Source organism: Tenacibaculum halocynthiae, assembly GCF_964512825.1.
Taxonomy (GTDB): Bacteria; Bacteroidota; Bacteroidia; order Flavobacteriales; family Flavobacteriaceae; genus Polaribacter; species Polaribacter halocynthiae.
On the sequence record NZ_CAZELG010000045.1, the window covers coordinates 1 to 26,823 of the forward strand.

Annotated in this window: 23 protein-coding genes and 1 tRNA gene; 13 read left to right on the forward strand and 11 right to left on the reverse strand. The window is 28.7% G+C overall.

Features of this window, described 5'->3' with window-relative positions; all coding sequences use genetic code 11:
* Positions 1 to 1,382 precede the first annotated feature (1,382 nt).
* Positions 1,383 to 1,467: transfer RNA gene (locus ACKTTQ_RS18205), tRNA-Ser, on the reverse strand.
* 323 nt (positions 1,468 to 1,790) lie between these two features.
* Between ACKTTQ_RS18205 and aroC the strand changes: the two genes are divergently transcribed.
* From aroC to ACKTTQ_RS18235, 6 genes are all read left to right on the forward strand, one after another.
* Positions 1,791 to 2,855 carry a chorismate synthase gene (gene aroC, locus ACKTTQ_RS18210; RefSeq protein ID WP_113785409.1) on the forward strand — a complete coding sequence of 355 codons (1,065 nt, stop codon included), beginning with the start codon at positions 1,791 to 1,793 and terminating at the stop codon, positions 2,853 to 2,855.
* A gap of 164 nt (positions 2,856 to 3,019) precedes the next feature.
* Positions 3,020 to 4,084, forward strand: a complete 1,065-nt coding sequence (locus tag ACKTTQ_RS18215) for a PA0069 family radical SAM protein (RefSeq protein ID WP_299136324.1) — start codon at positions 3,020 to 3,022, stop codon at positions 4,082 to 4,084.
* A 205-nt stretch (positions 4,085 to 4,289) separates the two neighbouring features.
* Positions 4,290 to 7,043 (forward strand): glycoside hydrolase family 19 protein, encoded by a 2,754-nt coding sequence (locus tag ACKTTQ_RS18220; RefSeq protein ID WP_408050018.1) that lies wholly within the window; start codon positions 4,290 to 4,292, stop codon positions 7,041 to 7,043.
* 87 nt (positions 7,044 to 7,130) lie between these two features.
* A complete protein-coding gene (locus ACKTTQ_RS18225) occupies positions 7,131 to 9,743 on the forward strand; it encodes a glycosyl hydrolase family 18 protein (RefSeq protein WP_093868730.1) in 2,613 nt (870 codons plus the stop codon).
* Positions 9,744 to 9,831: 88 nt separating this feature from the next.
* A complete protein-coding gene (locus ACKTTQ_RS18230; RefSeq protein WP_408050019.1) occupies positions 9,832 to 10,368 on the forward strand; it encodes a Crp/Fnr family transcriptional regulator in 537 nt (178 codons plus the stop codon).
* A gap of 51 nt (positions 10,369 to 10,419) precedes the next feature.
* A complete protein-coding gene (locus tag ACKTTQ_RS18235; RefSeq protein WP_408050020.1) occupies positions 10,420 to 10,959 on the forward strand; it encodes a DinB family protein in 540 nt (179 codons plus the stop codon).
* A 61-nt stretch (positions 10,960 to 11,020) separates the two neighbouring features.
* On the opposite strand, the gene ACKTTQ_RS18240 is transcribed toward ACKTTQ_RS18235, so the two are convergent.
* The 4 genes from ACKTTQ_RS18240 to ACKTTQ_RS18255 form a co-directional block, all read right to left on the reverse strand.
* Positions 11,021 to 12,667, reverse strand: a complete 1,647-nt coding sequence (locus tag ACKTTQ_RS18240; RefSeq protein ID WP_093868727.1) for a pyruvate dehydrogenase complex dihydrolipoamide acetyltransferase — start codon at positions 12,665 to 12,667, stop codon at positions 11,021 to 11,023.
* A 26-nt stretch (positions 12,668 to 12,693) separates the two neighbouring features.
* Positions 12,694 to 13,683 carry a pyruvate dehydrogenase (acetyl-transferring) E1 component subunit alpha gene (gene pdhA, locus ACKTTQ_RS18245; protein ID WP_093868726.1) on the reverse strand — a complete coding sequence of 330 codons (990 nt, stop codon included), beginning with the start codon at positions 13,681 to 13,683 and terminating at the stop codon, positions 12,694 to 12,696.
* A 142-nt stretch (positions 13,684 to 13,825) separates the two neighbouring features.
* A complete protein-coding gene (locus tag ACKTTQ_RS18250) occupies positions 13,826 to 14,503 on the reverse strand; it encodes a hypothetical protein (RefSeq protein WP_408050021.1) in 678 nt (225 codons plus the stop codon).
* Positions 14,504 to 14,572: 69 nt separating this feature from the next.
* A complete protein-coding gene (locus tag ACKTTQ_RS18255) occupies positions 14,573 to 15,238 on the reverse strand; it encodes a M15 family metallopeptidase (protein WP_408050022.1) in 666 nt (221 codons plus the stop codon).
* A gap of 217 nt (positions 15,239 to 15,455) precedes the next feature.
* On the opposite strand from ACKTTQ_RS18255, the gene ACKTTQ_RS18260 reads away from it, so the two are divergent.
* Positions 15,456 to 16,070: a YceI family protein gene (locus ACKTTQ_RS18260; protein WP_408050023.1), complete on the forward strand. Its 615-nt coding sequence runs from the start codon at positions 15,456 to 15,458 to the stop codon at positions 16,068 to 16,070.
* A 130-nt stretch (positions 16,071 to 16,200) separates the two neighbouring features.
* Here ACKTTQ_RS18260 and ACKTTQ_RS18265 read toward each other — a convergent pair whose 3' ends face one another.
* The 4 genes from ACKTTQ_RS18265 to ACKTTQ_RS18280 form a co-directional block, all read right to left on the reverse strand.
* On the reverse strand, positions 16,201 to 16,665 hold the full coding sequence (locus ACKTTQ_RS18265) for a nuclear transport factor 2 family protein (protein WP_255405066.1): 465 nt from the start codon (positions 16,663 to 16,665) through the stop codon (positions 16,201 to 16,203).
* Positions 16,666 to 16,735: 70 nt separating this feature from the next.
* On the reverse strand, positions 16,736 to 18,712 hold the full coding sequence (locus tag ACKTTQ_RS18270; RefSeq protein ID WP_408050024.1) for a PspC domain-containing protein: 1,977 nt from the start codon (positions 18,710 to 18,712) through the stop codon (positions 16,736 to 16,738).
* Positions 18,705 to 19,049: a PadR family transcriptional regulator gene (locus tag ACKTTQ_RS18275; RefSeq protein ID WP_093868721.1), complete on the reverse strand. Its 345-nt coding sequence runs from the start codon at positions 19,047 to 19,049 to the stop codon at positions 18,705 to 18,707. The genes ACKTTQ_RS18270 and ACKTTQ_RS18275 overlap by 8 nt, the downstream gene beginning before the upstream one ends.
* Positions 19,050 to 19,067: 18 nt before the next feature.
* Positions 19,068 to 19,496, reverse strand: a complete 429-nt coding sequence (locus ACKTTQ_RS18280; protein WP_093868720.1) for a DUF4870 domain-containing protein — start codon at positions 19,494 to 19,496, stop codon at positions 19,068 to 19,070.
* A 155-nt stretch (positions 19,497 to 19,651) separates the two neighbouring features.
* Here ACKTTQ_RS18280 and ACKTTQ_RS18285 point away from each other — a divergent pair, with 155 nt between their 5' ends.
* Together ACKTTQ_RS18285 and ACKTTQ_RS18290 are read left to right on the forward strand one after the other, a co-directional pair.
* Complete coding sequence (locus ACKTTQ_RS18285) at positions 19,652 to 20,107, forward strand: DUF4442 domain-containing protein (RefSeq protein ID WP_093868719.1); 456 nt, start codon at positions 19,652 to 19,654, stop codon at positions 20,105 to 20,107.
* Positions 20,108 to 20,150: 43 nt separating this feature from the next.
* Complete coding sequence (locus ACKTTQ_RS18290) at positions 20,151 to 20,951, forward strand: TIGR00266 family protein (protein WP_093868718.1); 801 nt, start codon at positions 20,151 to 20,153, stop codon at positions 20,949 to 20,951.
* A 90-nt stretch (positions 20,952 to 21,041) separates the two neighbouring features.
* Here ACKTTQ_RS18290 and ACKTTQ_RS18295 read toward each other — a convergent pair whose 3' ends face one another.
* Positions 21,042 to 22,436 carry a TlpA family protein disulfide reductase gene (locus ACKTTQ_RS18295; protein WP_143032741.1) on the reverse strand — a complete coding sequence of 465 codons (1,395 nt, stop codon included), beginning with the start codon at positions 22,434 to 22,436 and terminating at the stop codon, positions 21,042 to 21,044.
* A gap of 980 nt (positions 22,437 to 23,416) precedes the next feature.
* On the opposite strand from ACKTTQ_RS18295, the gene ACKTTQ_RS18300 reads away from it, so the two are divergent.
* The 3 genes from ACKTTQ_RS18300 (at position 23,417) to ACKTTQ_RS18310 (ending at position 25,946) form a co-directional block, all read left to right on the forward strand.
* Positions 23,417 to 24,109 (forward strand): alpha/beta hydrolase, encoded by a 693-nt coding sequence (locus tag ACKTTQ_RS18300; protein ID WP_408050025.1) that lies wholly within the window; start codon positions 23,417 to 23,419, stop codon positions 24,107 to 24,109.
* Between the two features lie 35 nt (positions 24,110 to 24,144).
* Positions 24,145 to 25,170 (forward strand): hypothetical protein, encoded by a 1,026-nt coding sequence (locus ACKTTQ_RS18305; RefSeq protein WP_093871946.1) that lies wholly within the window; start codon positions 24,145 to 24,147, stop codon positions 25,168 to 25,170.
* Positions 25,171 to 25,742: 572 nt separating this feature from the next.
* Positions 25,743 to 25,946, forward strand: a complete 204-nt coding sequence (locus ACKTTQ_RS18310) for a hypothetical protein (protein WP_408050026.1) — start codon at positions 25,743 to 25,745, stop codon at positions 25,944 to 25,946.
* 225 nt (positions 25,947 to 26,171) lie between these two features.
* Here the strand turns inward: ACKTTQ_RS18310 and ACKTTQ_RS18315 are convergent, their stop codons facing one another.
* Positions 26,172 to 26,363, reverse strand: coding sequence for a hypothetical protein (locus tag ACKTTQ_RS18315; RefSeq protein WP_113785427.1), 192 nt, complete (start codon positions 26,361 to 26,363; stop codon positions 26,172 to 26,174).
* A 112-nt stretch (positions 26,364 to 26,475) separates the two neighbouring features.
* Between ACKTTQ_RS18315 and ACKTTQ_RS18320 the strand changes: the two genes are divergently transcribed.
* Complete coding sequence (locus tag ACKTTQ_RS18320; RefSeq protein ID WP_113785428.1) at positions 26,476 to 26,694, forward strand: hypothetical protein; 219 nt, start codon at positions 26,476 to 26,478, stop codon at positions 26,692 to 26,694.
* Positions 26,695 to 26,823 lie beyond the last annotated feature (129 nt).

The window sequence follows — 26,823 nt, forward strand, 5'->3', positions numbered from 1 at the left end:
CATTAGCGCCGATGGTACTGCCACAGGTGGGAGAGTAGGTCGTTGCCTTTCTTTTAAACCGTTCTTTAGTAATATAAAGAACGGTTTTTTTTTGTGCTATACCTTACTTTTTTAACACAACCTAAATAATCAGTAGTTCAATACTTTTTTTCACTTTAGATCGTTAGAGGTTCGCCTATGCCTTCGCTTATATAGCTATTTTATTATCATTAAATTAAAGAATTATAAACTACAGGATTTAGACATTCATTTAATTTATGAAGTTTTATATTTCGCTATGCATATTTGTACATTTGTAAAAAAAAAATGAAAAAAATACTATTTAGAGCAACTTTATCTATAGTTATTGTATTAGCTTATCGCTTTAAACTGCCTAACAATTATTATGACTTAATTACAGGTTTATTAATATTAAGCCTTTTAATATTCGATTTAAATGTTAATAGCTATCCAAATGATTTCAAGAATGCATTATCTTACTACTTAAGTTGGTTAGTTATTTGTGTGTCTATCTTTCCTTTCCAAGGAATAAATTTTAGTATATTTTCCCCCATTTCATTGCTATTATTTATAAAGTTATTTACTTTAATAGTTTATTTTATAAAGTATAAAAGTTTCTGCGTAACAAAAACGTTACTATCAAATATATGGTTAGGAATACTAGCTTTGTATTTTATTGAGTTATGTACTAATTCTACACATGGTTTCGCAAGTCTATGTTATAATTTTTCAATATTTTCTTCAATAGAATTAATTATAATTGCCTTTATTAAAAAAAATAGGTTAGTATATACATCAAGTATCTTTAATTTTTTATGGTTGAAGAAATAATGTTAATTTTTTTCCATAAACATTCTTTTTAATAGTACCTATTTTATTGAAATAACTATATTTTAATTGCTTTCCTAATTGATATAGCTTTAGAATTGGTGTAATGACATAGCTATACTCTAAGGAGAGAGATAAAAGATTATTTAGTAATAAGTGATCTTTTATGTAAACATTATAAGAGTTGAGTAATTTCAATTTTTATGATGTATTTCTAAATACCCTTAAGCAATTCTATTAAGTTGTTTAAAGCTGTCTCTAGATGCTATAATTGTTGTGTTTATAGGAGTGATTAATTAGAGTACTATATAGTTTATTCATTTTTATATATTATCTATTGTAGAACGACCTCTTTTTAAACCAGTAAATTTTGAGTATTGGTATTAAATAGATAATCAATTTAATACACAATCACTAAATATGGTAAATTAAGAAAACAGTTATAATTGAAATTTTGACTAAGAAAGAAAAATGTAGACCATAAAAAAGCTTGCACGTGCAAGCTTTTTTCTTTAATCCCCTAAAAAAAATCCGAAGCTTTCGCTTCGGACTTGCGGAGAAAGAGGGATTCGAACCCCCGGTCCTGTTACAGACAACGGTTTTCAAGACCGCCGCATTCGACCACTCTGCCATTTCTCCTTAATGACTCACTCAGTATTCCCTGAATGCGGGTGCAAATATAGAACCTTTTTTTAATTCTCAAAAACTTTTTGACTACTTTTTTAGGTTATAAAAGCCTTTTTTTTACTTGTTTTTTTTAATTGACTTATTATTAGATAGTTCTGCGTGTTTTTTTTTGAAACTTTTTTTTAAAAAAATATAGAATGCTTTTTAACATTAATAAAGCGAGCTTATATTGTTTTATGAAAGGTATTATGTTGGATAAATGAAGACAATTATTGTTCTTTAATTAGTGCTATATTAATAAATAATTTTACTTTCGTTCTTTAAATTATTAAAGCATGTTTAATTCATTTGGAAATATTTTAAAGTTAACCACTTTTGGGGAGTCACATGGTACTGCTATAGGGGGAATAATCGATGGTTTTCCTGCTGGAGTAAAAGTAGATTTTCAAGCTATTCAAAATGAATTGGATAGACGGAAGCCAGGACAGTCTAAAATTGTAACTCAACGTAAAGAACCAGATACTGTTGAATTTTTATCTGGTGTTTTTGAAGGACTTACAACAGGTGCTTCTATTGGTTTTGTAATTAAAAATACAAACCAAAAAAGTAAAGATTACAATCATAATACAAATGTATATCGTCCTTCTCATGCTGATTATACGTATGATAAGAAGTATGGAGTTAGAGATTATAGAGGAGGAGGAAGAACTTCTGCAAGAGAAACAGCGAATTGGGTTGTAGCAGGTGCATTAGCTAAACAATTAATAGCACATATTGATATTAATGCGTTTACATCTTCTGTAGGAGATATCTTTATGGTTAAACCTTATCAAGAACTTGATTTTTCGAAAACTGAAAGTAATATAGTTCGTTGTCCAGATGAACCTTCTGCTGAAAAAATGATTGAGAAAATTCATGAAATAAGAAAGCAAGGAGATACAATTGGAGGTACAATAACATGTGTAGCTCAAAATATTCCTGTAGGCTTAGGTGAGCCAATTTTTCATAAGTTACATGCAGAGTTAGGGAAAGCAATGCTTTCTATTAATGCAGTAAAAGGATTTGAGTTTGGTAGTGGTTTTTGTGGAGCAAAGATGCAAGGTTCTGAACACAATGATGTTTTTAATGTAGATGGAACCACACAATCAAATCTATCAGGTGGAATCCAAGGAGGTATATCTAATGGAATGGACATTTATTTTAGAGTAGCTTTTAAACCTGTAGCTACTATCATGCAAAATCAAGCGACTATTAATTCCGATGGAGAAGCCACAGAAATACATGGTAAAGGAAGACATGATCCATGTGTTGTGCCAAGAGCTGTACCTATTGTAGAAGCTTTAACTGCGATGGTCTTAGCCGATTTTTGGCTGCTTAACAAGACAAGAAAGATTATTTAAGTATTTTCATATAAATATTAAAAAAGAGAGCTGTTTACAGCTCTCTTTTTTATTTTACCCTCTCTTTTTTTGTAATATTACATTTTTTATTCTTTGATATGTTTTGTTTTTATGTATTTTCACACAATTAAACAATGAGTTAAAAAAGTTATTTAAATATTTATATGAAGTATATAAAAGGTAGAGGAGCACAACATAATTCACATAATAAATTTTCTATTCATGAATATGAAGTATTGGATGATTTTCTTAATTATTGTGAAATAGAAAATGAAAAGCATGAAACTAATTCAACTTCCTACCTAGAGGTGCATTCTAAAACTATTCTAAATAAAGTAACAAGCCCAGATACAGGGTTTTCTTATTCAATGAACCCATATCAAGGTTGTGAGCATGGATGTATTTATTGTTATGCTAGGAATACTCATGAATATTGGGGGTATTCAGCTGGTTTAGATTTTGAAAGGAAAATTTTATATAAAGTAAATGCTGCAGAATTATTAGAAAAAAAGTTAAGAAGCAAAAATTGGAAAGCTCAAAATATAATGTTATCAGGAAATACAGATTGCTACCAACCAATAGAAAGAAAATTAGAGATAACAAGAGAAATGCTGAAAGTATTACTGAAATTAAAGCACCCAGTTAGTATTATTACTAAAAACTCATTAATTTTAAGAGATATGGATATTTTAAAACAAATGGCAGCAATGAATTTGGTTCATGTAAGTGTTTCAATAACATCCTTATCTGATGAAACGAGAAGAGTTGTAGAGCCAAGAACAGCTTCCATTAAGAAAAGATTAGCAACAGTTAAAAAATTGTCTGATAATAATATTCCAATAAATGTAATGATGGCTCCCATTATTCCTGCTATAAATAGCCATGAAATTATACCATTAGTAAAAAAAGTAAGTGAATTAGGGGCTAGGTCTGTTGGCTATACAATTGTTCGTTTAAATGGAGCTGTTGGAGAAATATTTACGAATTGGTTAATGAAAGCTTACCCAGATAGAGGGAGTAAAATAATTAATCAAATTAAAGATTGTCATAATGGATCTTTAAATGATTCTCATTATAGTAGTAGAATGAAAGGGGAAGGTAAAATAGCAGAGCAAATTAATATACAATTTAAATTAGCAAGAAAATTATATTTAAAAGGTATTGGATTAATTCCTTTAGATTTTAATAGGTTTGATAAAAAGTTAACTAATCAATTTAAGTTATTTTGATTAGTTCTTAAATGAAGTGGTTTATTTAGTTGTTTTTCGGTTATCTATAGATGATATCTTGTTTTTTGTCTAATAATGTTTGTGAAAAGAGAAACTAGTATTTGTTTTAATGTTGTAATAAGTTAAAAAAGTATGCATAAAAAACTAATATAATTTTTTAAAATATTACATAAACAAACAATTTTAACCCTTCAAAATTCTAAAAATGAAACAAAAAGTTAAAGCACTTCTGGTGCTATTTATCTTTGTTACATCTACCTTGGTGTACGCTAATTCTGAAAAAAACTCCAATTACTTATCTAAAAAAACACGGAAGTCTTGTGTAAATGAGTATACTACTGAAATAAGTAATCACCCTTTAATATCAAAAGAACTTTGGAATACTTTATTTCCCTACCGTTTTGGTTCTAAAGATATTGGTGGTGGTGAATGGGTTCTTGATCCTAAAGATGATTTTTATACCTATGAATCTTTTATTGAAGCTATAAACAGAATGTCTAAAATTAAAGTGATTTTTGATAGACGCTGTGGTACAAATTCTTATAAAATAACTCGTATCGATAAAGTTACTGGTGCTTCTGTGGTTATTAGAAAAGACGTAGATTTTGATGAACCAAGAAATGTAGATAAAGAAATTATTATTAAGGAAGTAGATTATGGATCTTTTTTAGAAGAGGGAAGTACTGAAGAAAGAACACGTGAGTTAATTGCCTTTTTTGCTAACATTTCCCATGAAACAACTGGTGGTTGGGCAACAGCTCCAGGAGGAAGGTTTTCTTGGGGACTTCATTTTAGAGAAGAACCAACAAATGCTTCTTATGCATCTCCTGATACTAATTATCCACCAACTCCAGGGAAATCTTATAAAGGTAGAGGACCAATTCAATTATCTTATAATTATAATTATGGACCAGCAAGTGAGTTTATTTTTGGAGACAAGCAAGTTTTATTGGATAATCCAGAAAAAGTAATAGAGGATGCTGCGTTAGCATTTCAAACAGCAATTTGGTTTTGGATGACACCTCAATACCCAAAGCCTTCAGCACATGATGTTATGACTAATAATTGGATACCAAATGATTTAGATAAAACTAAAAATAGAGTTCCAGGTTTAGGGATGACAGTTAATATTATTAATGGAGGTGTTGAATGTGGACAAGGAACTGAAAAACCACAGGTGGTTGATAGAATAGGTTATTATGAACGTTATGCACAAGTTTATAATATTGGAACAGATATGGATGGTGTTAATGATTTGTCAGACTGTGGATGTAAAGATATGAGTAAGTATGGAGGAGATGCTTCAGATTTAACCGCAGAACCTTGTGCGCAAAAACCAGCTGTAGTATTCATTACTCCAATTAATAATCAAATTATAAAACAAGAAACATTTGCTTCCATACCTATAAGTATAGATGTTGACGAAAAAAAATCAGTATTAGAAACTATAACCACAAAAGTAGGTACAGAATCATTTGTAGGTACCTCTTTTTCTTGGTTACCGAGCTCTTATGGAACACATGTGCTTACAACAGAAGCTGTTTTTAAAAATGGTGGAACAATTTCAACTTCAATAAATATAGTTATTTGGGATGGGGTTAATTTGGATTGTACTGATATCCCAGAATGGAGATCTACTAAAATTTATGATAAACCGAATAATTATGTCAAATATAACACTACCATTTATAGAAATAAATGGTATGCAGCAAATGGGTTAGAACCAGATAAAAATGGAGTTTGGGAAAAAATTAAAGAGTGTGGAGCAAATCAAGGAACTGCACCTATTGTTATTTGGAATACTCCGGTTGAAAATCAAGTAATAGAAATGAAAACTTTTGAAGAAATAAGTTTAAAGGCTACAGCAACCGATAGTGATGGGGTTATACAATCTTTTTCTTTTCTGCATAATGCTAAAACAATTACAGCTACAAAAGTAGGTAATGAGTATACAGCTACATTTACACCATTAGCATTTGGTGCGGTAACTTTAAAAGCTGTCGCAACTGATAATAGTGACAAAACAACTAGTAAAGAAATAGTATTTATTATTAAAGAAATTGGACAAAATACATCACCAGTTATATCAGAAATTACTCCAGTCAATGCTTCGGTTATTGAACAAGAAAATCTTTCAGTTATAAATTTAAAAGCTAAGGTAGAAGATAATAGTTCTGTAAGTTCAGTTAAATTTTTATTGAATGAAAAAGAAGTTACCGTAACATCAACTAAACCAACTATATATTCAGCTTCTTGGATACCTTCAGTTTATGGTAATGTAGCGTTTAAAATAATAGCTATAGATGATGAAGGGAAAAGTATTACTGCTAATTCTTCATTTATTGTAAAAAAGAAAACTACTGGAACAGTTTGTGAAACTACTCCTAGCTGGGTTTCTAAGATATACTCTCAAGCTGGAGTAGAAGTTGTTTATAATGGGGCTATTTATAAAAATAAATGGTATGCTTCTAGTGCAGAAGTACCTGGAGAGTCAGATGTATGGAGTTATATTCAATCCTGTAATGGAAGTGGTGATGATTATTGTGGTTCACCAGCATGGGTTTCTAGTAAAGTTTATAATACAGGTGATAAAGTGTATTATGAAGGTACCATTTTTGAAGCAAAATGGTGGACAAAAAATAATATTCCAACAACATCTAACGAATGGAAAGTTATTGAACCTTGCTCTTCACCAAAATCGGAAATATCATCCTTAAAGTTATATGCTAATATTGTTTCTGAAGAAATAAAAGTAACTGTAGAATTAGAAAAAACATCATACGTTAAAATTGATTTATTTGATTTTTCTGGTAGAAAAATAGAAACGATAATAGATGTAAAACTTCATAAAGGAACTAACTTTTTTAGAAAAAGTATAAAGAACCTAAAAAAAGGAATTTATATCTACAAGACATATGTAGATGGGGAGGTTAAAACCAAAAAGATACTTAAAAAGTAATATACATGGCTGATTCGCTCTCTCAGCGTATCAGTCTTTTCTTATATAAAAAAATAAACAACTAACTAACAACTAAAACATCAAGTCATGAAAAAAACATTTGTATTGATTAAACTTTTATTTTTGAGCGTATTGTTACAGGCTCAATATCAATTCCCTGCTTGTAGTCCAGACTGGGATGCAGCTAAAGATCATTATAAAAAAGGAGAACAAGTTTCTTTAGATGGAATTAATTATACTGCTAAATATTATACTTCAGCAAAACCAGGACATGCTTCATGGCAACGTGATGGTGGATGTGGAGATGGAGGTTTGGGGCCAAATTATTCTGGAAAACAACGTATCATAGGGTATTTACCTACATGGATTCCTGATTATGATATTAAGAATAATTTTAATCCAGAAGTTGTAACTAATATTAATGTGTCTTTTTTAATGTTTAAAAGAAACAACAATAACTATAATAGTAACGATTTTGGATCTATAGCTTTAGATGAGTTTCAGTTAAAGAAAGTTGATTCGGTATTAACAGACTGTAATGTATTAGCTAAAGCAAAAGCTAAAAATGTAAAAGTATCAGTAGCTTTAGGAGGAGCAACAGATTATGCATTTTTGTGGTTAATGTCTAAATACTATAATAATGACCAAAAACTAGAAGAAATAGCAACACTTTTGGTAAATTATATTAATGAGCGTCAATTAGATGGAATTGATTTAGATTTAGAGTGTTGGTGGGCAGACCCTACAATTTCTGGTACTTCTGACCAAGGAGGAAGAGTAAGAGGAAGTAAGTGGGGAGATGGAGATAAAGGTCCTCATAATGCTGCAATTGGTTTAACTAATTTGAGTAAGAAATTGAGAGAAAAAATGCCTAATAAACTAATAACTGCTGCAGTATTTGGAACTTCTTGGTATGGGAATAATTATGATGCAAAAATGGCAGATTACATGGATTGGATTGGTTTGATGACCTATGATTTTACAGGCTCATGGGATAAATCGCCAGTTGGACCTCATTCATCTTTGCATAAACTTCCTTTGAATACCTATCAAGGACAATCTGTGGATAATCCAATTTATGCTGCTGAAGATGCTTTAGAGTATTGGATGGGAATAGCAGATCCAACTTGGAATCATGCTGGCGGTTTTGATGTTAAAAAAGCTAAGTTAGTTATTGGTGTGCCAATGTATGGTTATGATTTTTCTGAGAAAAAGCCTAATGGTGGTAATGGCGCGAAATTTGTACCCTATAGAGATATTGTAAAAGATTTTCCCAATGCAGCAACAAGTTATGATGTTAAAGATCCTAAAAAGTTAAGTGGACATATTACTTTAAATGGAAAGAATATATATTTCGATACTCCTAAATTAGCAGGAGAAAAGATTAAATATACTAAAAATTTTGGGCATCAAGGTGTCATTATTTGGGAACTTACTCAGGATGTAGATTATAATTCATCCTCTAGCATATTAAAGGCAATTAACGAAGCAGCAGGAAATAATACTTCAATAAATAGTGTACCAATAGTAACTTGGAAATCACCAATGAGCAACCAGGTTTTTGAAGTAGAAAAATTGTCTGAAATAAATTTAAAAGCTTCAGCAACAGATTCTGATGGAACTGTAGTTTCTTTTGAGTTTGAGTATGATGGAAAAATGATAAGTGCAACAAAACAAGGAAATGAATATACAGCTAGTTTTATTCCTGTTAGTTTTGGAGAAGTATTGGTTAAGGCAACTGCAACTGATGATAAAAATGCTTCAACTACAAAAGTTTTAACTTTTACGGTTAAGAAAAAAACTATAGGAACAAATCTTCCACCGGTAATCTCAAAGATAACACCTATAGATTTGAGTGTTACTGAGCAAATAACGCTTTCTAATATAGTACTTGAAGCAACTGTAACTGACGATGTTTCTTTAAATTCTGTTGAATTTTTTATAGATAATGTTGCAGTAACATCAATAATGAATAATAATGGGGTTTATTCAGCTAATTGGCAACCTGCTGCTTTTGGAACTTATGAATTTAAAATTATAGCGAATGATGGAGAAGGAGCTAGTACTTCTAGTCTAACATCTTTTTCTATTAAGAAAAAAGTTAGTGGTAGTATTTGTGATGCTGTTTTAGAATGGAAATCAAAAATATACGCACAAGCAGGAGAAGAAGTAAAGTATAATGGAGCTATTTATAAAAATAAATGGTACGCTTCTAGTTCAGAAACACCAGGTGTAGCTGATGTATGGGATTATATTCAACCTTGTAATGGAGATACTACAAATAACTGTGGGGTTTCTACTTGGATTGCTAGTAAAGCTTATAATACAGGAGATAAAGTATATTTTGAAATGAACATATACAAAGCTAAATGGTGGACAAAAAATAATACTCCTGGAGTATCTAATGAATGGGAATTTGTTTCTAAATGTGAGTCAATGAGTAAGATTTCTGAATTAAAGTATCCAACTGTGGTTAAAAACGAGATTACCATAAATATGGAAATTAATCAAGAGTCTGATGTTAAAATTGAGTTGTACAATTTTTCGGGTCAGTTAATCAAAACTTTAATTAGTGAAAAAAACTTTAAAGGAATAAAAATATTAGATAAGGATGTTTCAGATTTAAAAAAGGGAATTTATATTTATAAAATACGTGTAGGAAACAAAGTTATAACTGAGAAAATGTTATTGACTAAATAATTTTTTAATACATATTAAATTCAAAAGACGGTAAAATTACCGTCTTTTTTTATAGCTTGTAAATCATTAAATTCGAGAAAAATATTTTATGGGAGTTTATGAGCAGTTATTAGGAATATTATCAAATAATTGGGAAAAAGAGATTTCTATAAAGCGGAATGAATTTTTAGTAAACGAAGGTGAAGTTGAAACTAATTTATATTTTGTAACTAAGGGGAGTTTACGTGTTTTTATTAATAACGAGATAGAAGAACATACCATACGATTTGGTTATTCTAATTCTATTATTACTGCATTAGATAGCTTTATAACTGGTAAACCTACAGCATTTTTTATTCAAGCAATTAAAAAGTGCGAGCTCAAGGTTATTTCAAAAAAAACATATTATCAATTAATTAATTCAAAAGAAGAGTATAAAGATGTTTGGAGTAAAATGTTAGAAAACTTTGTGTATCAACAGATTGAAAGAGAAATAGATTTGATAACTTTTTCTCCACTAAAAAGGTTTGAACGATTAATAAAAAGAAGTCCTCAAGTTTTTCAAGAAATTCCACAAAAGTATATAGCGTCTTATTTGCGAATGACGCCTGAAACTCTTTCAAGAATTTTAAAAAGTCTTGATTAAGATCAATATTTATGTCTAATAATAAATAGAAATTTGATTAAAAATAGAATAATGGTTTTTAACGTAGATGAATTACTAACAGAATTAAAAAAATATACAAATAATCATATAGAATTTGCACATTTTTTAGAAAGTAAACCTGAAATTGAATTACAAAAAAAAGTAAACGATACATCTTGGTCAATTTTAGAATGTTTAGAGCATTTAAATTTATATGCAGAATTCTATAATAGAGAAATAAAACAAAGAATACAATCTTCAAATTTACCCTCAGTTGATAGTTTTAAATCTGGTTTTTTAGGTAATAAATTTGCCTTAGATATGTTACCTTCTGAAAAGATGAAAACGATGAAGACTTTTAAAAGTAAGAATCCAATACATTCAAAACTTAAAAAAATAAATGTTCTTTCAAATTTTATTAAAAATCAAAAAGAGTTATTGGTATTATTAGAGTTAGTGAAAGATAAAAATTTAACTAAAATTAAAACATCAATTACCTTACCATTATTAAAATTTAGGTTAGGTGATACATTACGTTTTGTAATTTATCATAATGAACGACATGTTGTACAAGCTAAAAAGCTAATGTAAAATAAAAACCAGAACTAAATTTAGTTCTGGTTTTTTATATAGTATTAACTTAGTTACTCAACTAAGCAAGCATTGTAACTGGATTTTCAATAAAAGTTTTTAGTGTTTGTAAAAACTGAGCTCCTACAGCACCATCAACAGTTCTGTGGTCACACGCTAAAGTTAATTTCATTGTGTTACCTACAACAATTTGACTGTTTTTAACAACAGGTTTTTCAATAATTGCACCTACAGATAAAATAGCAGAATTAGGTTGGTTAATAATTGAAGTAAAACTTTCAATACCAAACATACCTAAATTAGATACAGTAAAAGTGCTTCCTTGCATTTCATTTGGCTTGATCTTTTTATTTCTAGCTTTACCAGCTAAATCACGAACAGAACCACCAATTTGTGTTAAGCTTAATGCATCAGTATGTTTAACAACCGGTACAACTAAACCTTCATCAACAGCAACAGCTACACCTACATGTATGTGACTATGAAATAATGTAGTATTGTCTGTCCAGCTAGTATTAACTTGTGGATGCTTTTTTAAAGCCATAGCACAAGCTTTTACAACCATATCATTAAATGATACTTTGGTGTCTGGAACTGAATTTATTGTTTTTCTTGAAGCGATAGCATTGTCCATGTCAACTTCTATGTTTAAATAGAAATGAGGAGCATTAAATTTAGAGTTACCTAAAGATTTTGCTATTGCTTTACGCATTTGAGAGTTCTTAATTTCTTCAGTTTTTTCTTCACCAGCAATAGTAAAATTACTTACCGTATTAGTGGTGCTTGCACTACTAGTTTCTTTTACAGTAGTTGCTTGAACTGAAGAGGTAGGAGTATAGTTTTCTACATCTTTTTTGATGACACGACCATTTTCTCCTGAACCTTTAATATCAGCAATGTTATAACCTTTGTCTTTAGCTATTTTTTTAGCTAAAGGAGAGGCTAAAAGACGCCCACCTGTAGAAGAATTATTAGAATTCTCTTTAGGAGTTGTTTCAATATTTGAAGAAACACTGGGAGTACTTTCCTTAACTTCTTCTTTTTTGTCTGAAGTAGAATTCGAAGAAGTTAAATTGCCAGCTTTGTTTGCTTCTAATAAGGCAGAAACATCAGTTCCTTCTGTACCAATAATAGCTAATAAGCTATCAACAGGAGCACTATCACCTTCTTGCACTCCAATATGTAATAAGGTACCTTCTTGAAAAGACTCAAATTCCATTGTAGCTTTATCAGTTTCAATTTCAGCTAAAATATCGCCTTCTTCTACTTTATCACCAACATTTTTTAACCAAGTAGCCACAGTACCATCTGTCATAGTATCACTTAAACGAGGCATGGTTACTACTTTTACATTTTCAGGAATTGAAACAGTAGTAGTATTTGATGTAGTTTCTTTTTTTGAATTTTCTTCTGTTTTAGTTTCAGAAGCAGGAGCTGAATTACCACTTAATAGAGCAGAGAAATCTTCACCTTCATCACCAATAATAGCAAGTAAGCTATCAACTGGAGTTGCTTCACCTTCTTGAACACCTATGTGTAATAAAGTTCCTTCATGGAAAGACTCAAATTCCATTGTAGCTTTATCTGTTTCGATTTCAGCTAAAATATCACCTTCTTCTACTTTGTCTCCAACACTTTTTAACCACTGTGCAACAACACCCTCTTCCATGGTGTCGCTTAAACGAGGCATATTTATTATTGTAGCCATATTTTAATGAGTTTTTGTTGGATTTATTATTTTATAAAAGGGTAATCTTCTTGTTCGTAAACCATATCATGTAATTGATTCAATTCAGGATATGGAGATTCCTCAGCAAATTTCTCACATTCACTAACAGATTCTTTTACTTCTTTTTTAATAGCGTCTATTTCTTCGTCAGAAGCATATTCGTTCTTTTTAATAATATCAAGAACTTGAGTAATAGGATCTATTTTTTTGTACTCTTCAACTTCATCTTTAGTACGATAATGTTGAGCATCAGACATAGAATGACCTCTATAACGGTATGTTTTCATTTCTAAAAAAGTAGGGCCGTCTCCTCTACGAGCTCTTTGAATAGCTTCGTCTACAGCTTCGGCAACTTTTATAGGATTCATTCCGTCTACTGGTCCACATGGCATTTCGTACCCTAACCCTAGTTTCCAAATATCAGTATGATTTGCGGTTCTTTCAACAGATGTTCCCATTGCATATCCATTGTTTTCAACAATAAATACAACTGGTAACTTCCAATTCATTGCCATGTTAAATGTTTCATGTAATGAACCCTGACGAGCTGCACCATCACCAAAATAGCATAGTGTTACAGCATCACTTCCTTTATATTTATCACCAAAAGCAAGTCCAGCACCTAAAGGAATTTGACCTCCAACGATACCGTGACCTCCATAAAAACGATATTTTTTAGAGAAAATATGCATAGATCCTCCCATTCCATGAGATGTACCCGTAGCTTTACCATATAGTTCAGCCATAACTCTTTTAGGATCTTCACCCATACCTATTGGTTGAACGTGATTACGATAAGCAGTAATCATTTTATCCTTGGTTAAATCCATTGCATGCAATGCTCCTGCTAAAACAGCCTCTTGACCGTTATATAAGTGTAAAAAACCTCTTACTTTTTGTTGAATATAAACTGCTGCCAATTTATCTTCAAACTTTCTCCAAAATAACATATCTCTATACCAGTTGATATAGGTCTCTTTGGTGATTTCTTTCATTATATATTAGTTGTTTATTTTGTTTGTTCGTTTTACTTATTGTAAAAAATTCTGCCTACAAAAGTAGTAGTTTTTAGTAATTTAAAAAAAGGTTCTTGCTAAAAGTTACTTTAACTATTGATAAGTTTAAAAACTTTAGTTTTTATTCTTTTTCTTTAGCTACAATAATTGTTGCTTTAGCTCCAGTAGCAAGGTTCCATTCATTTGATGAAATTAACATTCCAGAATCGTTGTAAATTTTAAAAGCGGCAGTGTTAGGACCTGATGTTCCTTGGTTTAAAGCTAGTATTTTTATAATATTAATACCTTCATCCAAAGGTATATTAAACGATTGGAAGCTTTGTTTTAGTGTAAGGTTTGAAATAACAGGGATATCATTAATATAGATAGTTACTTTATCTCCATCAGGATATTGATAATCTCTACAAATAATATTAACACTTTTTGCTTTTGTGCTAAAGCTACCTAAATCTTGATCTATTACTGGATATTGAAATTGGCCATTTATTTTTTTAAATGCCTTTAAATATTGTTCTTCAGCTATTTTAGCTTTTGTTAGTATTCCTTTATTATTATAAGATTCAGCAGCTTGTTTTCTTTTTTGATCTTTTTGTTGTTTTGTATGAGCTGTTTTAAAACCATTGTCGTTTTTAAAATCTAAAACTTTTGGTTTTTTTGTATTCTTAGCAGAGACTTTAAAATTTCCTAAAGAAGATTTTCCTTTATCCTTTGCATTGGTAGAATTGTCTAATTGAGCAAAACTTGAAGAAGAGATACTGAAAAATATGGCTAAAAAAATAAATCTAATAGTATATGACATAATAGCGTATATCTAAGCAAATATAATACCGATTTTAAAACGCTTATCTAAATAAAGCGTTAAAAGTTATTATTTTATAGGAAAATCAAAATAAGTATTAGGAAATGGTTCATTACGTAACGTAAAATGCCACCATTCATTTTTATAAGGTCTAAAGCCAAACTTTTTCATACTTTTTTGTAATAAAGACCTATTTATTTTCTGATTTTTAGTTAATTTTTGAAAGGTAATATGAGATGAAACACCAAAAAAATCATAAGGACTTCCCATATCTAACTCCTTCCCAGTTTTAATATTTACAATTGTTAAATCAACTGAACTACCTCTAGAATGACCTGACTTAGTTGCAATATATCCAAGTTTAAATAGATGGCGTTTATTTAAATTTGGGTAGTATTGCTGTTTCATCAATGTGTCATTGATTACTCTTGCCCATTTAACAAAATGGTTAACAGCAGTTTGTGGTCTGTATGCGTCAAATACTTTTAAACTGTATCCCTTTTTAGTTAATTCAGCTTGTACTTTTTTTAAAGCTTTTGCGGTAAGAGTAGAGGTAATTAACACATCATCATTATAACCGTTTACAGGAATACCAACAAAGTTATTATGGTTACAATAACGTAGTTCTCGTAATATGGTTGGGTCTATATCTTTTACATATGAAAAACCTTCAGGTAAATTTTGAGACTGTATTACTATAGATGTAAATAAAAAAAAAGAAAAAATCCATTTCATGGAGTAAAAGTAATGAAAAAAGAAGATAGATATAATCTATAGATTCGTAGATTCAGGTAAATTAAAATAAATTAGTAAAATACATAAAGTTACTTTTAGTGTTATTTAATAGGCTATTGAACATTTTTTTACACTTTTTTGACATTTAATTTGCAAGTTTAGATAGGAGGTGAAAGTATATTCGTAATAACATTAATAATTAAGTAGTATGAATAAAATGAAAAAAAGATTTTTGATTATAATAGCTCTAGCGGCTATTGTTGTTTTTAGTGGATATACTAACAGTACGTTTGAAACTGACAAAAGAGAAAAGAGTAGAATATTTGAAGGTGATTTTATGAATTTATTTGTAACACATGGCCATTGCAGTACTCCCTTTAGTGGTAAAATAAATAGTTTACAGGTTATTACATCTAAAGGAAAAGATCAGGGTAATCCTCTTGAGAATATGAAACTTTCTTTTGCTTTAGATCCTGATTCGTTTAAAGTTTGTAGGGGAGGTGCTGATTTAAATAAAAGAATAAAAAAACCAGGAATATTTGTAAATGATGAAAAAGATAAAATTACTTTTAAATCTACCAATGTTTATACAATGGGAATAGATTGGTATCAGGTTAATGGAATCATGTCTATAAAAGGAGTTGAAAAAGAAGTAAAATTATTTGTTTCTGGTATTCGAGATACTAATGAAACATATCCTAGTTTTTTAATTTTAGAAGGAAGAGTAAATTTATTTGATTGGGGAATTGATTATGATAAAATTATTACTGGAGTATCAAGTAATATTTCCACTAAATGGATGCACTTTAATATGAGAATAAAAGTATCATAATATTTTAGTTTTTTTAATAAAAAAGCCAAAGCTCCTCAGCTTTGGCTTGTAAACTAATAAAACCAAGTATTAGTGTCATTTAGCGTTAGCTAGCAAAAATGAACTAATGTTTTTAGTGTCAACTATATTTTTAATGTAGACTAATAACTTTTGTCATTATCCATTTATTGTTTTCTTTTTTCCAAACTGCTACAAATTTACTTGGAGGAGATTTAGCATTTGGTTCTTTTTTGTTAAAAAACTTATGATATCCAATTTCAATTGCACCATAATCTTTAATAGGATATACTTCTATACTGCCTTCAATTAAAGTACGTGTTACTTTATTACAAATGTTTTTTTTGATAGACTCTAATATTTCTTTTTTAGAAGTTGATAATCCTCCTTTATCATGAAAAAATTCAATTTTTTCACTTAATATATCACTTTGTTTTTTTATGTCGCACTTGTTATAGGCAGTGAAATAAGCAGCGTCCATCTTTACAATTTGATTGTGTAAGTCAATATTTGAGGGCTTGTACTTAGGGATTTCGTGAGTTTGAGCTCCCATAAACCATGAAATAAACAAGGTGTATAATAAAGTTAAAAGCTTCATGAAAAAATTACCTTTAAAAAAGAAATCGAAAAATGAGTCCATAGTTATTGCTTTAATAGGTTGTTTTAGGTTACCAAGTTTTAAAGGCTAATGTACCTTCTTCATTGTATATTCTACGAAACCCTTTAGGTATATCTCTTAAGGTATTGTTAGATATTGTAATGTTTCCTGTATATCCATCATTACAATCAATATTTAAAATTAGCTTTTCAATCATTCCGTTCTTATCATATTTCGGATTAATTATATCAATATCTATATCCTTTTTGTTTTTAAACCAACGAACTAGTTTCTTTAGTTCATTTTTAGTAGTGTTTTTACTTATTATAAATTCAGATTTCAGATCATTAATGGTGCTGTCAAATAAAAAGCTAACATCGTCATTATTTTCATAGTCCCAATCTTCATTGTCTTCAGAGTCATTATCACTGTTATTTTCTTTTTGACAATCTGTACAATCTAAACCTTTTAAAGTCATTTTAAAATGATGGTTAGACATGTTTCTATCATAAATATTATCAATGTTATCTATATGATATAAGAAATTACGAGATGAAGCTTCAAAATAGATAGTAGTACCTTCAGGTATAAATAAAGTAGCTTTTATTTCTTCGTCTTTCCATATGTTTTTGTAATCACTTAAAAAGAATGCATCAAAAACAATTACATTATTGGCTGATTTAAAGTTATAAACTATTTCTTCAGCATTTTTATTAGCTTTATTACGTTTTCTTCCTTCAGAAGTTTTTTTAATTTCAATGTATGCACTACCAGTTTCACTTTTTTTAACATCGATGTTTACGTCGTTAGAGTATTTCATTTCTTTATCATCAATAGATACACTCACACCATTGTTTTTATTGCGTAAATTGTGTTGGTAATAAATGTTATCGTCATTTATTACTCTAATTTTTAAAGGGTCATTTTGATTATAAGTTATGCTATGTTTATTAACATTTACTCCATTATAAGCTCTTGATGTACCATACTCTATTGCTGAAAAACCAACACCTAGAAGAGCTGTTAACCAAATACCTAGTAAAGTTAATACAGCGGTTGTACTTAACTTTTTTATGTTAGGTGATAAAATTCTTAATCCTAAAATAAATAATACTATAAACGGTACTCCTATTAAAATAAATAATAAAATAGCTAATAACCATTTAGGTAATGATGAGTCATAAAAAAATGGAGGATAATGAATAAAGTCGTTATCAAAATTTAATATTTCTAAGCTTCCTACTGAAAATACTCCTAACAATAATGATATAATGGTAACACCAGCAATAAATATTAATAGAACTCCCATGAACTTTCCAAAAACTTTAAAAACAGCTAGTAAAATTTTACCCATTGTGTCAATAAAATCTTGAAAACCTGATTTTGTTTGAGCACGTAATTTATCATAGTCAGCACTTGAAATTTTATCAGAAAGTTCACTGGCACCATCTTTTAGCTTTGTTGATATGTTTCCAAACTCGTCACGAATTTTTTTTTCAATGTTATCAATATTTACAGCTTCGCCTTCCATTTGTAATTTCTCAGCTGTAGTTTTTGCTTCAGGTAATAAAATCCACAATATTATATACACTAAAGGTGAAAATCCACTAGCTAATAATATAATGAACGCTAAACGTACCCATATAGCATCAATACCAACAAAATGACCAAGACCAGCACAAACACCACCTAAAAATTTGTCATTACTATCTCTAAATAATTTTTTAGAAGTATTTTTTCTTCTTTTAGTATAGGTTGTATTATCATTATATGCTTCTTCAGCTTCCGCATAATCTTCAGGTTGTCCCATGATACCAATAATATCTTCTATATCACCTTCATTTACAACTTGACGCGCATCTGTAATTCTTTCAGATAAAAGTTCGCTAATACGTGATTCTATATCTGCTATAATCTCATCTTTTCCTTGAGGGTCATCGCTTAAAGAGCGAGATATCGCTTCTAAATAACGGTTTAATTTTTGATAAGCAATTTCATCTATATGGAAGAAGAACCCGCCTAAATTTATGTTTATTGTCTTATTCATTTTTAGTTGATTTTGTACTTGTTACTTGGTTTACTGCGTTTACTAAATTGTTCCAGGTTTTATCTAATTCTTTTAAGAATAATTGTCCGTTTTCTGTAAGTACGTAATACTTTCTTGGTGGTCCAGATGTTGATTCTTCCCATCTGTAAGTTAATAATCCAGCATTTTTCAGCCTAGTTAATAATGGGTAAATAGTACCCTCAACCACAATCATTTCTGCACTTTTTAAGGTTGAAAGAATTTCTGATGTATATGCATCTCCATTTTGTAAAATAGATAGTATGCAATATTCTAACACACCTTTACGCATTTGAGCTTTTGTGTTTTCTATCTTCATTGAGCGTTGTTTAAGTGGTTATTTAATAAATTTTATTGTAAAAGGATATTTATACATTTCTCCTTTATTTGCTTTCATTGCTGCTATAATAATTAAGGCAATTTTAATTAAACTAACAATACTTACTAAAGAGGCTATTCCTAAAAAACCAAAAAAACCTCCATAAGAATGATGCCCTCCAAAGTCAATGTCTACTCCGTTGAAAATGTCTAGAAAACTTCCAAAGAAGAAAGAAAAGAAAGAGGCACTTAGTATAAAAATGTATAATCCAAAACTAATATTAAAGTTTACAGCTTCTTTACCATGTTCGTCTAAAAAAGTACTTCTGTCTTTTAAAGTTTGCCAAACAATTAATGGGGTTATAATACTTCCTAAAGGAAATAAATAACCAGCAAAAGCTGAAATATGTATTAAAAAAGCATTGGTGTTTTCGTTGTTATGTTGCATAATAATATAAATTATATAATACTTGACTATGCAAATATATATCTTTTAAAAGGTATTATGCAATACATAGTACTAAAATTTAACAAACTTTAACATTTGTTAACAGTATTAATAATTAAATAAAAAGTCGTACATTGCCCATAAACACTATATAAATGAAGTATACACCCCGAAAAATTAATACCTTTTTATTTTTTAAACTTCCTTCAGCTTTTTTAACAGGAGTACGAGTAAAATCAATTTCAGATACCAATTCAGTGGTGTCTGTTACTTATAAATGGATGAATCAGAACCCATTCAAATCTATGTTTTGGGCAGTTCAAGGAATGGCATCTGAATTATCAACAGGTATTTTGGTGATGAAAGAAATAAGTGAATCAAATAGAAAAATATCTATGTTGGTAACAAATATGAGTGGAACTTTTACTAAAAAAGCTATTGGTAAAATAAGATTTGAATGTAATGATGGAATGCTTATAAGAGAGGCTATAAAAAAATCGATAGAAACTGGAGAGGGGCAAACTGTAATTGTTACTTCTGAGGGAATTAATGAAGAGGGAGTTTCGGTCTCGCAATTTAAATATGAGTGGAGTTTAAAAGTAAAATCGTAACAAATTATAAATATCATAGTCTAATAGCTAAAAACTAATTATTATGAATGCACACGAAATTGATTACCGCATTTTTGGAGAAGAAATGCAATATGTAGAAATTGAATTAGATCCAGAAGAGGGTGTTGTTGCTGAAAGTGGAAGTTTTATGATGATGGATACAGATGTGAAAATGAATACTATTTTCGGTGATGGATCTAATCAAGAAAAAGGGTTGCTAGGTAAAATTTTTTCAGCAGGAAAAAGAATCCTTACAGGAGAAAGTTTGTTTATGACAGTTTTTACGAATGTTGGATATGGGAAGAAACAAGTATCGTTCGCTTCTCCTTATCCTGGTAAAATTATCCCCGTTGATTTATCTGAATTTGGAGGGAAATTTATTTGTCAGAAAGATGCATTTTTATGTGCTGCCAAAGGAGTTTCTATAGGAATAGAGTTTTCTAAAAAGTTAGGAAGAGGCTTGTTTGGAGGAGAAGGCTTTATTATGCAAAAGATGGAAGGAGATGGAATGGGGTTTATTCATGCAGGAGGAACTATGGCTAAAAAGGTATTACAACCTGGAGAAGTGTTAAAAGTAGATACTGGTTGTATTGTAGGGTTTACTCAAGATGTAGATTATGATATTGAGTTTGTTGGAGGAATAAAGAATACTATTTTTGGTGGAGAAGGGTTGTTTTTTGCAAGTTTAAGAGGACCTGGTACAGTATATATTCAATCATTACCTTTTAGTAGATTAGCAGGTAGAGTTTTATCTATGGCCCCTCAAACTGGTAGGGGTGATAGAGGAGAAGGTAGTATCTTGGGAGGTATTGGAGATATTTTAGATGGAGATAATAGGTTTTAAAGTTAAAAAAAATAATTATTGTATAAAAAAAATCCGCTATTAAGCGGATTTTTTCATGTTGTTGTAATATAAAATTAAGGAGGTAAAGTTTTATATACCTAGTTCTTCAAACATATTTAAAAGCTTTTCACCAGCAGATGGTCTTGGAGCATTTCTACTTACAATATTTCCATCAGGGTCAATCATTATAAATCTAGGTAATCCTTTAATAGCGTATTTTTTAATAAATTCAGAACCAAAAGATTTATCAGCGAATAATTGTACACCACCCATTTCTTTTTGGTCAATGGTTTGTTTCCATTTTTCTTTCGCATTAATGTTATCAACACTAATACTTACAAATTCAATATTCTTATCATGATATTGCATTTCAAGTCTCTTTAGTAAAGGAGTCTCACGTTTACAGAAACCACACCAAGTGGCCCAAACATCAATGTAAACATACTTTCCTTTACCTAATAAATCATCTAAAGAAGTTTTAGTTCCATCATAATTTTCATAATTATCAAATTTAGGAGAAGGTTTACCTTTTGCAGTAATTTTTAGTGAATTGTATATTTCACCAATTCTGTCCTTATGACTTTGATTAGAAGAGTATTTTAAAAACTTATTATAATATACTTCAGGATCTTCAGTATATGTAATTCCAGCTTGAGCAGATCCTTTATATTTTTCATTAAATAGAAGATCATTTTTAGTGATTGAATCACTAACTTCATTATGAACAGTTTCTATATAAGTTAAAAAGAAGTCTCCAGTATCTGTTAATTTTGAATTTGTCTTTTTTGATATCTCTCCAACTAAAATTTCTCTGTAATATGCCGAGTTAATATAATCTTCACCATTATTGTAGCTAATTTTATCAGAAACAGATGGGAAGTTTTCAGAAACAACAAACTCATCATCACCAATTAAAATAGGGTGATATACTGGATATTGATATAAATCTCTTAAATATTCATACTCAATATTTTTAATTTCTTTTTTTAAGAAAGATTCAGGTAACTGGCTACCCATTGCTAAATCAGTTAAAGAATTTTTATAAGTGTCAACTTTTTCTAAAAAAGCTTCCTCATCAAGAGCAAGTAACTTTCTAAGGTTACCTATTTCACTTGTAAATACTTTACCTTTTTTAATGAAGTAATTGTTTATAGCTGCATTAGTTCCTTCAAAATTAATAGCATCTAATTTCTTATAATCAAAAAGAAGTTTAGTGTCTTCAGTTTTTGTTAAATATAGATTTATAGGTTTTTTATTTACAATCAGTTTATAATAACCTTCTCTATCTATTTTTATAGTATCTATAAAAGTTTTATTTTTTTTGTCGAATTTTATCTTTTTTTCAAATCCAAATCCTTGTAATTTAACATCTCTTTTTTTAAAGTTGTCAATTGACCCGGAAATAACTAAATAATCTTTTACAGGTTCTTTCTTACATGAAAGTATAATACCTCCTATGAGGGCTAAAAGTACTAGTTTTTTCATTCTTCTGTATTTAGGTGTAATATAATATTTCAAGTACCGAAAGTACTTTATTTAGTTTTTTTTTCAAAGAAATTAACAGTTTATTTCGTTTTTGTTTGAGATTTTATGGTTTTTTTGTGTTTTTAGTTTAATATTTTAACTTTTTTAAGCGGTTTTAGCTTTGTTAAAAGTGTTAAATCTAATTTTTTTTGCAAACTCATAGTGAGTTTTTTATGGCTTTTTTTCTAGTTTTTCTACTTATTTTATAGGGTAGCTAACTCTAATTATTTAGTATTTAAATATTATAAAAAAACCGAAGCATAGCTCCGGTTTTTATTTCCTTTTTCAATAACAATCATCCCCTCAAATCTGTCGTAATTAATAGTAGATAGTCCTTCATAGTTTATGAATAAATTGTTAAAGCAATGTTAAATCAATAACTATGCCGCAATTGTAATAGTATTAATAAAAGATGATTTTTTTTATGCTTTTTGTGTTTTTTTGACGTTTTTTTTAATCTTTACTCTTAAATTTATGTCTTTAAGTATCAAAAAACATAGTAGATGTGTGTGGTTAAAATTTAAGTTTTAGCTAAGTACTAAAAACCCTCTACTTTAAAGTAGAGGGTAAAAAGTTAACTTAACGTACAAGGGGAAAAAAATTAAGTAACCTTCCTAAGTTACAAAAAATAATATAATAATCAAAAAAAAACAGTTTATGATTAACTATAATTGGTTTTTATAGAGGTTGTTATGTTTTTTTTACTTTACTTATTTTAAGTAACTTTTTTTTAATTGAAATTCCATTAGATTTGCAGTGATGACTAATAGTTACTCATATGATTTCTATTAAAACTCTTATTTGTTTTGTATAAAAAATATATGACTAAAAAAAGGAAAATAAAATTAATAAACTTTTTAAAATTAATATCAGTATTATATTTTTTTACATGTGTTGGGTTATACTTTTTTCAAGAAAAATTGATCTTTTTTCCTGAAAAGTTGAATAACAATTACGAGTTTAAATTTGACCAAAATTTTGAAGAACTTTATTTTAATACTAAAGATGGTAATTTTTTAAATGGACTTTTATTTAAGTCTGTTAAAGCTAAAGGACTTGTTTTTTATTTACACGGTAACGCAGGAGCATTAGATTCTTGGGGGAATATAGCTAAAGTATATACAGATTTAAATTATGATATTTTTATTCTTGATTATAGAGGGTATGGAAAAAGTGAAGGGAAAATAATCAAACAGCAACAATTATTTGAGGATAATCAATTAGTATATAATACACTAAAAAAGGAATACAGTGAAGAAAATATAATAATTCTAGGTTATTCAATAGGAACAGGACTTGCTTCTAAATTAGCATCGAATAATAATGCTCAACATTTGATTTTACAAGCTCCCTACTACAATTTAATAGATATAGTGAAGCAAAACTTTTCATACATACCTTCATTTATTTTAAAATATAAATTTATGACTAATGAGTATTTAAAAAAATGCAAAATGCCAATAACAATTTTTCATGGTGATAGTGATACTGTTATCAGTTATGAATCTTCCTTAAAGTTAAAAGAAGAATTTAAGGATAGAATACATCTTATTACTTTAAAAAATCAAGGGCATAATGGAATAACTTACAATAAAGTTTATAATAAAGAATTAATAACAATACTAACTAAATAAACAAATAAAATACAATTAGGTTAAAACTTAAATAAATGAAAATACATTCAATATTAATAAGCTATTTTTTTATAATTATTTCATCAACTTACGCTCAAGATAAAGCTAGTAAATTTCATGATGAAAAAGGTAATTTTAAAATTTTATTCCCTAAAAGCCCTGAAATAACAAAAAAAACAGGAGATACTGATTATGGAAAAATAACGATTACATCATTTAATACTGAATATAAGAATGGGGATAATTTATCTTATAACGTTAGTTACATAGATTATCCTAAAAGTTTTACTGATACTTTAAGTGTAAAAAATATTTATGGTTTGTTTAACGGAGCACAAACAACAAATATTAATTCTGAAAGTATACAATTGTTAGGCACTTTTAATCTAGATATATTAGGCCATGTTGGGAGAGAATTTAGATGGAAAGACATTGATAATAAAATTATGTTTAGAGCAAGGTTTTATTTAGTTGATAATAGAATGTATATTTTAAGTGTAAGAACACAAGAAAAAAATAACTTTAATGTTGGGATAAATCAATTTCTTGAATCATTTGAACTTATTGGAGTTAAGCCTAAGGTTATTAATCAGAAAGAAGTAATAAAGAGTCAAAAAATTTATAAAATCAAATTTCCTATGAAAGCTGAAAAGCGTGAAATGGAAACTTCAACTGAATATGGTAAATCAAATATTTATATAGAATTATATCAGCCAAAACTTAAAAATGATGACAACTTAATATATATGATTTCTGTTATGGAATATCCAAAGGATATTACTAAAACAAGTGGATTTAAATTAGATGAATACTATTCAAACGTTATTAAAAAAGCTTTATTAGGGAGACAGTCTAAATTAATAAGTGAGAAGAAAGTATTTATAGCTGGTAATGAGGGAATAGAAGTAAAGGAAAGTTTTAAAGGAGGTTTAATAGTAATTAAACAAAAAACATTTATTAAACAAAATTTACAGATATCACTTCAAGTAATGACAATTCCAAGCAAGGATGAAAATGATTCAATGAATAATTTCTTTAAATCATTTAAATTTCTTCTTTAATGTATTTAAATAAAAATTCCTACCCTTGTGAGAGTAGGAATTTTCCCCTTGAAATATTAAGCTACTTGAAATTTTCATTTCAAACTTATTGCAATTTAGATTAAAAGAATAAATTGGACAATACGGGGAATCCTTGAATACAGACTAATGGTTTTTACTTAGTTGAGTACTTGAAAACCATTAGATTAGTGTTTTTTTTTCTTTCCGTAGGAAGATGCTAGAAAAAATGATGCTTTTTGAAAGTTAGCTTTTCAAGTATAGTTATTTTGTATTTTACTGATGACTACAAAACAAAATAATAGAAACTGTTACAAATATCAATATATTGATTTAAGGTTTTTATGATATAAAAAAGAGAAGAAGCAACCCTTCTAAAGTACTTCTTCTCTCTAAACTATTCAAACTAACTAAAAAACTAAAAATCAAATTTTAAAACCATACAGTAAATATAATTTAAGCTTGAAGTAAATAATTAAAATATTTGATGAGAGGAAGATATGTATCGATGAAAGGTAATTATGTAAAGGCAAAGAAAATAAGTAGCAATATAAAATATACCAAAAACAGTAGTTATGGGATTGTTATACAAAGAACCAAAAGAAGTAAAATATGCAGTATGCATAGAAACGTTCCCTAATGGAGTAATAAACTTACATTTTACTTCAGATAGTGGGAAATTTGGTATTGATGAAATTTTAGCCGAGTATAATTTAACTCCTAAAAGATTATTAGAAATTTTAAATGATCGAGACGATTATAAAGAAGGCGAATTATAAAACTGTAGTTTAAGTATTAATAAAATACTCTTAAAAAAACATATTACATATTTTAAATATTATAATGCCAACGAAGACACCTAGGAAAAATTTATAGTCATATCTTTTCTTGTTATTAGTCATAGTTGAAAATTTTTAGTCAAATATAATTAATATATCATATATATATGTGGTAAGAAGAATACAAGTAAAGAAAAAACGAACCGAAGTTCGCTTTTAAATGAATTATTCACAACCACAGTCTGCCATGCATTCATCATAATCTGCATTTGAAGTGTGTGCGTTATTACAAAAGTGAGCATGAGAAATACAATCGAATTCTAATTTTATTCCTCCTAAAATATTTTTTCCTCCTAAAATATTTTTTTGAGCTAATTTATTTAAGGTAGATCCCAGATTTGAAATGTTTTTTAACATGATTTTTAAAATTTAAAGTTTATCAAAAAAAAATAAAAAACACACGGTAAAGTATGATATTTCATAAACGCAAAGAATAAATGTATAAACGAATTAAACTAAAAAAGTAGTTATGGAAGATCAATACCCACTTTTAAAATCGGAAGCAGTTGCGGAAATGCAAAGAGGAATTAAAGTTACTAACGTTTGTTTTTCAGATTATGAATATATTACAAGGAAGCATGGAAAAATAGTTTTAGAAGATCGTGATAAATGCCATCAACTAGAATTTTTGAGATATAAACAAATTGATGTTTGGAATAATGGTTACGCAATATTAACAAATCTGTAGGTTTCCAGATTCTTAAAACTGAAAAGTTCTTTGACATAATTGTGGTAAGTAAATTTTTAATTGATTTTAAATCAATTAAATTTGTAGAAATACATTTATGGATATTTGTTTACTTGTAAGTAAATTCCA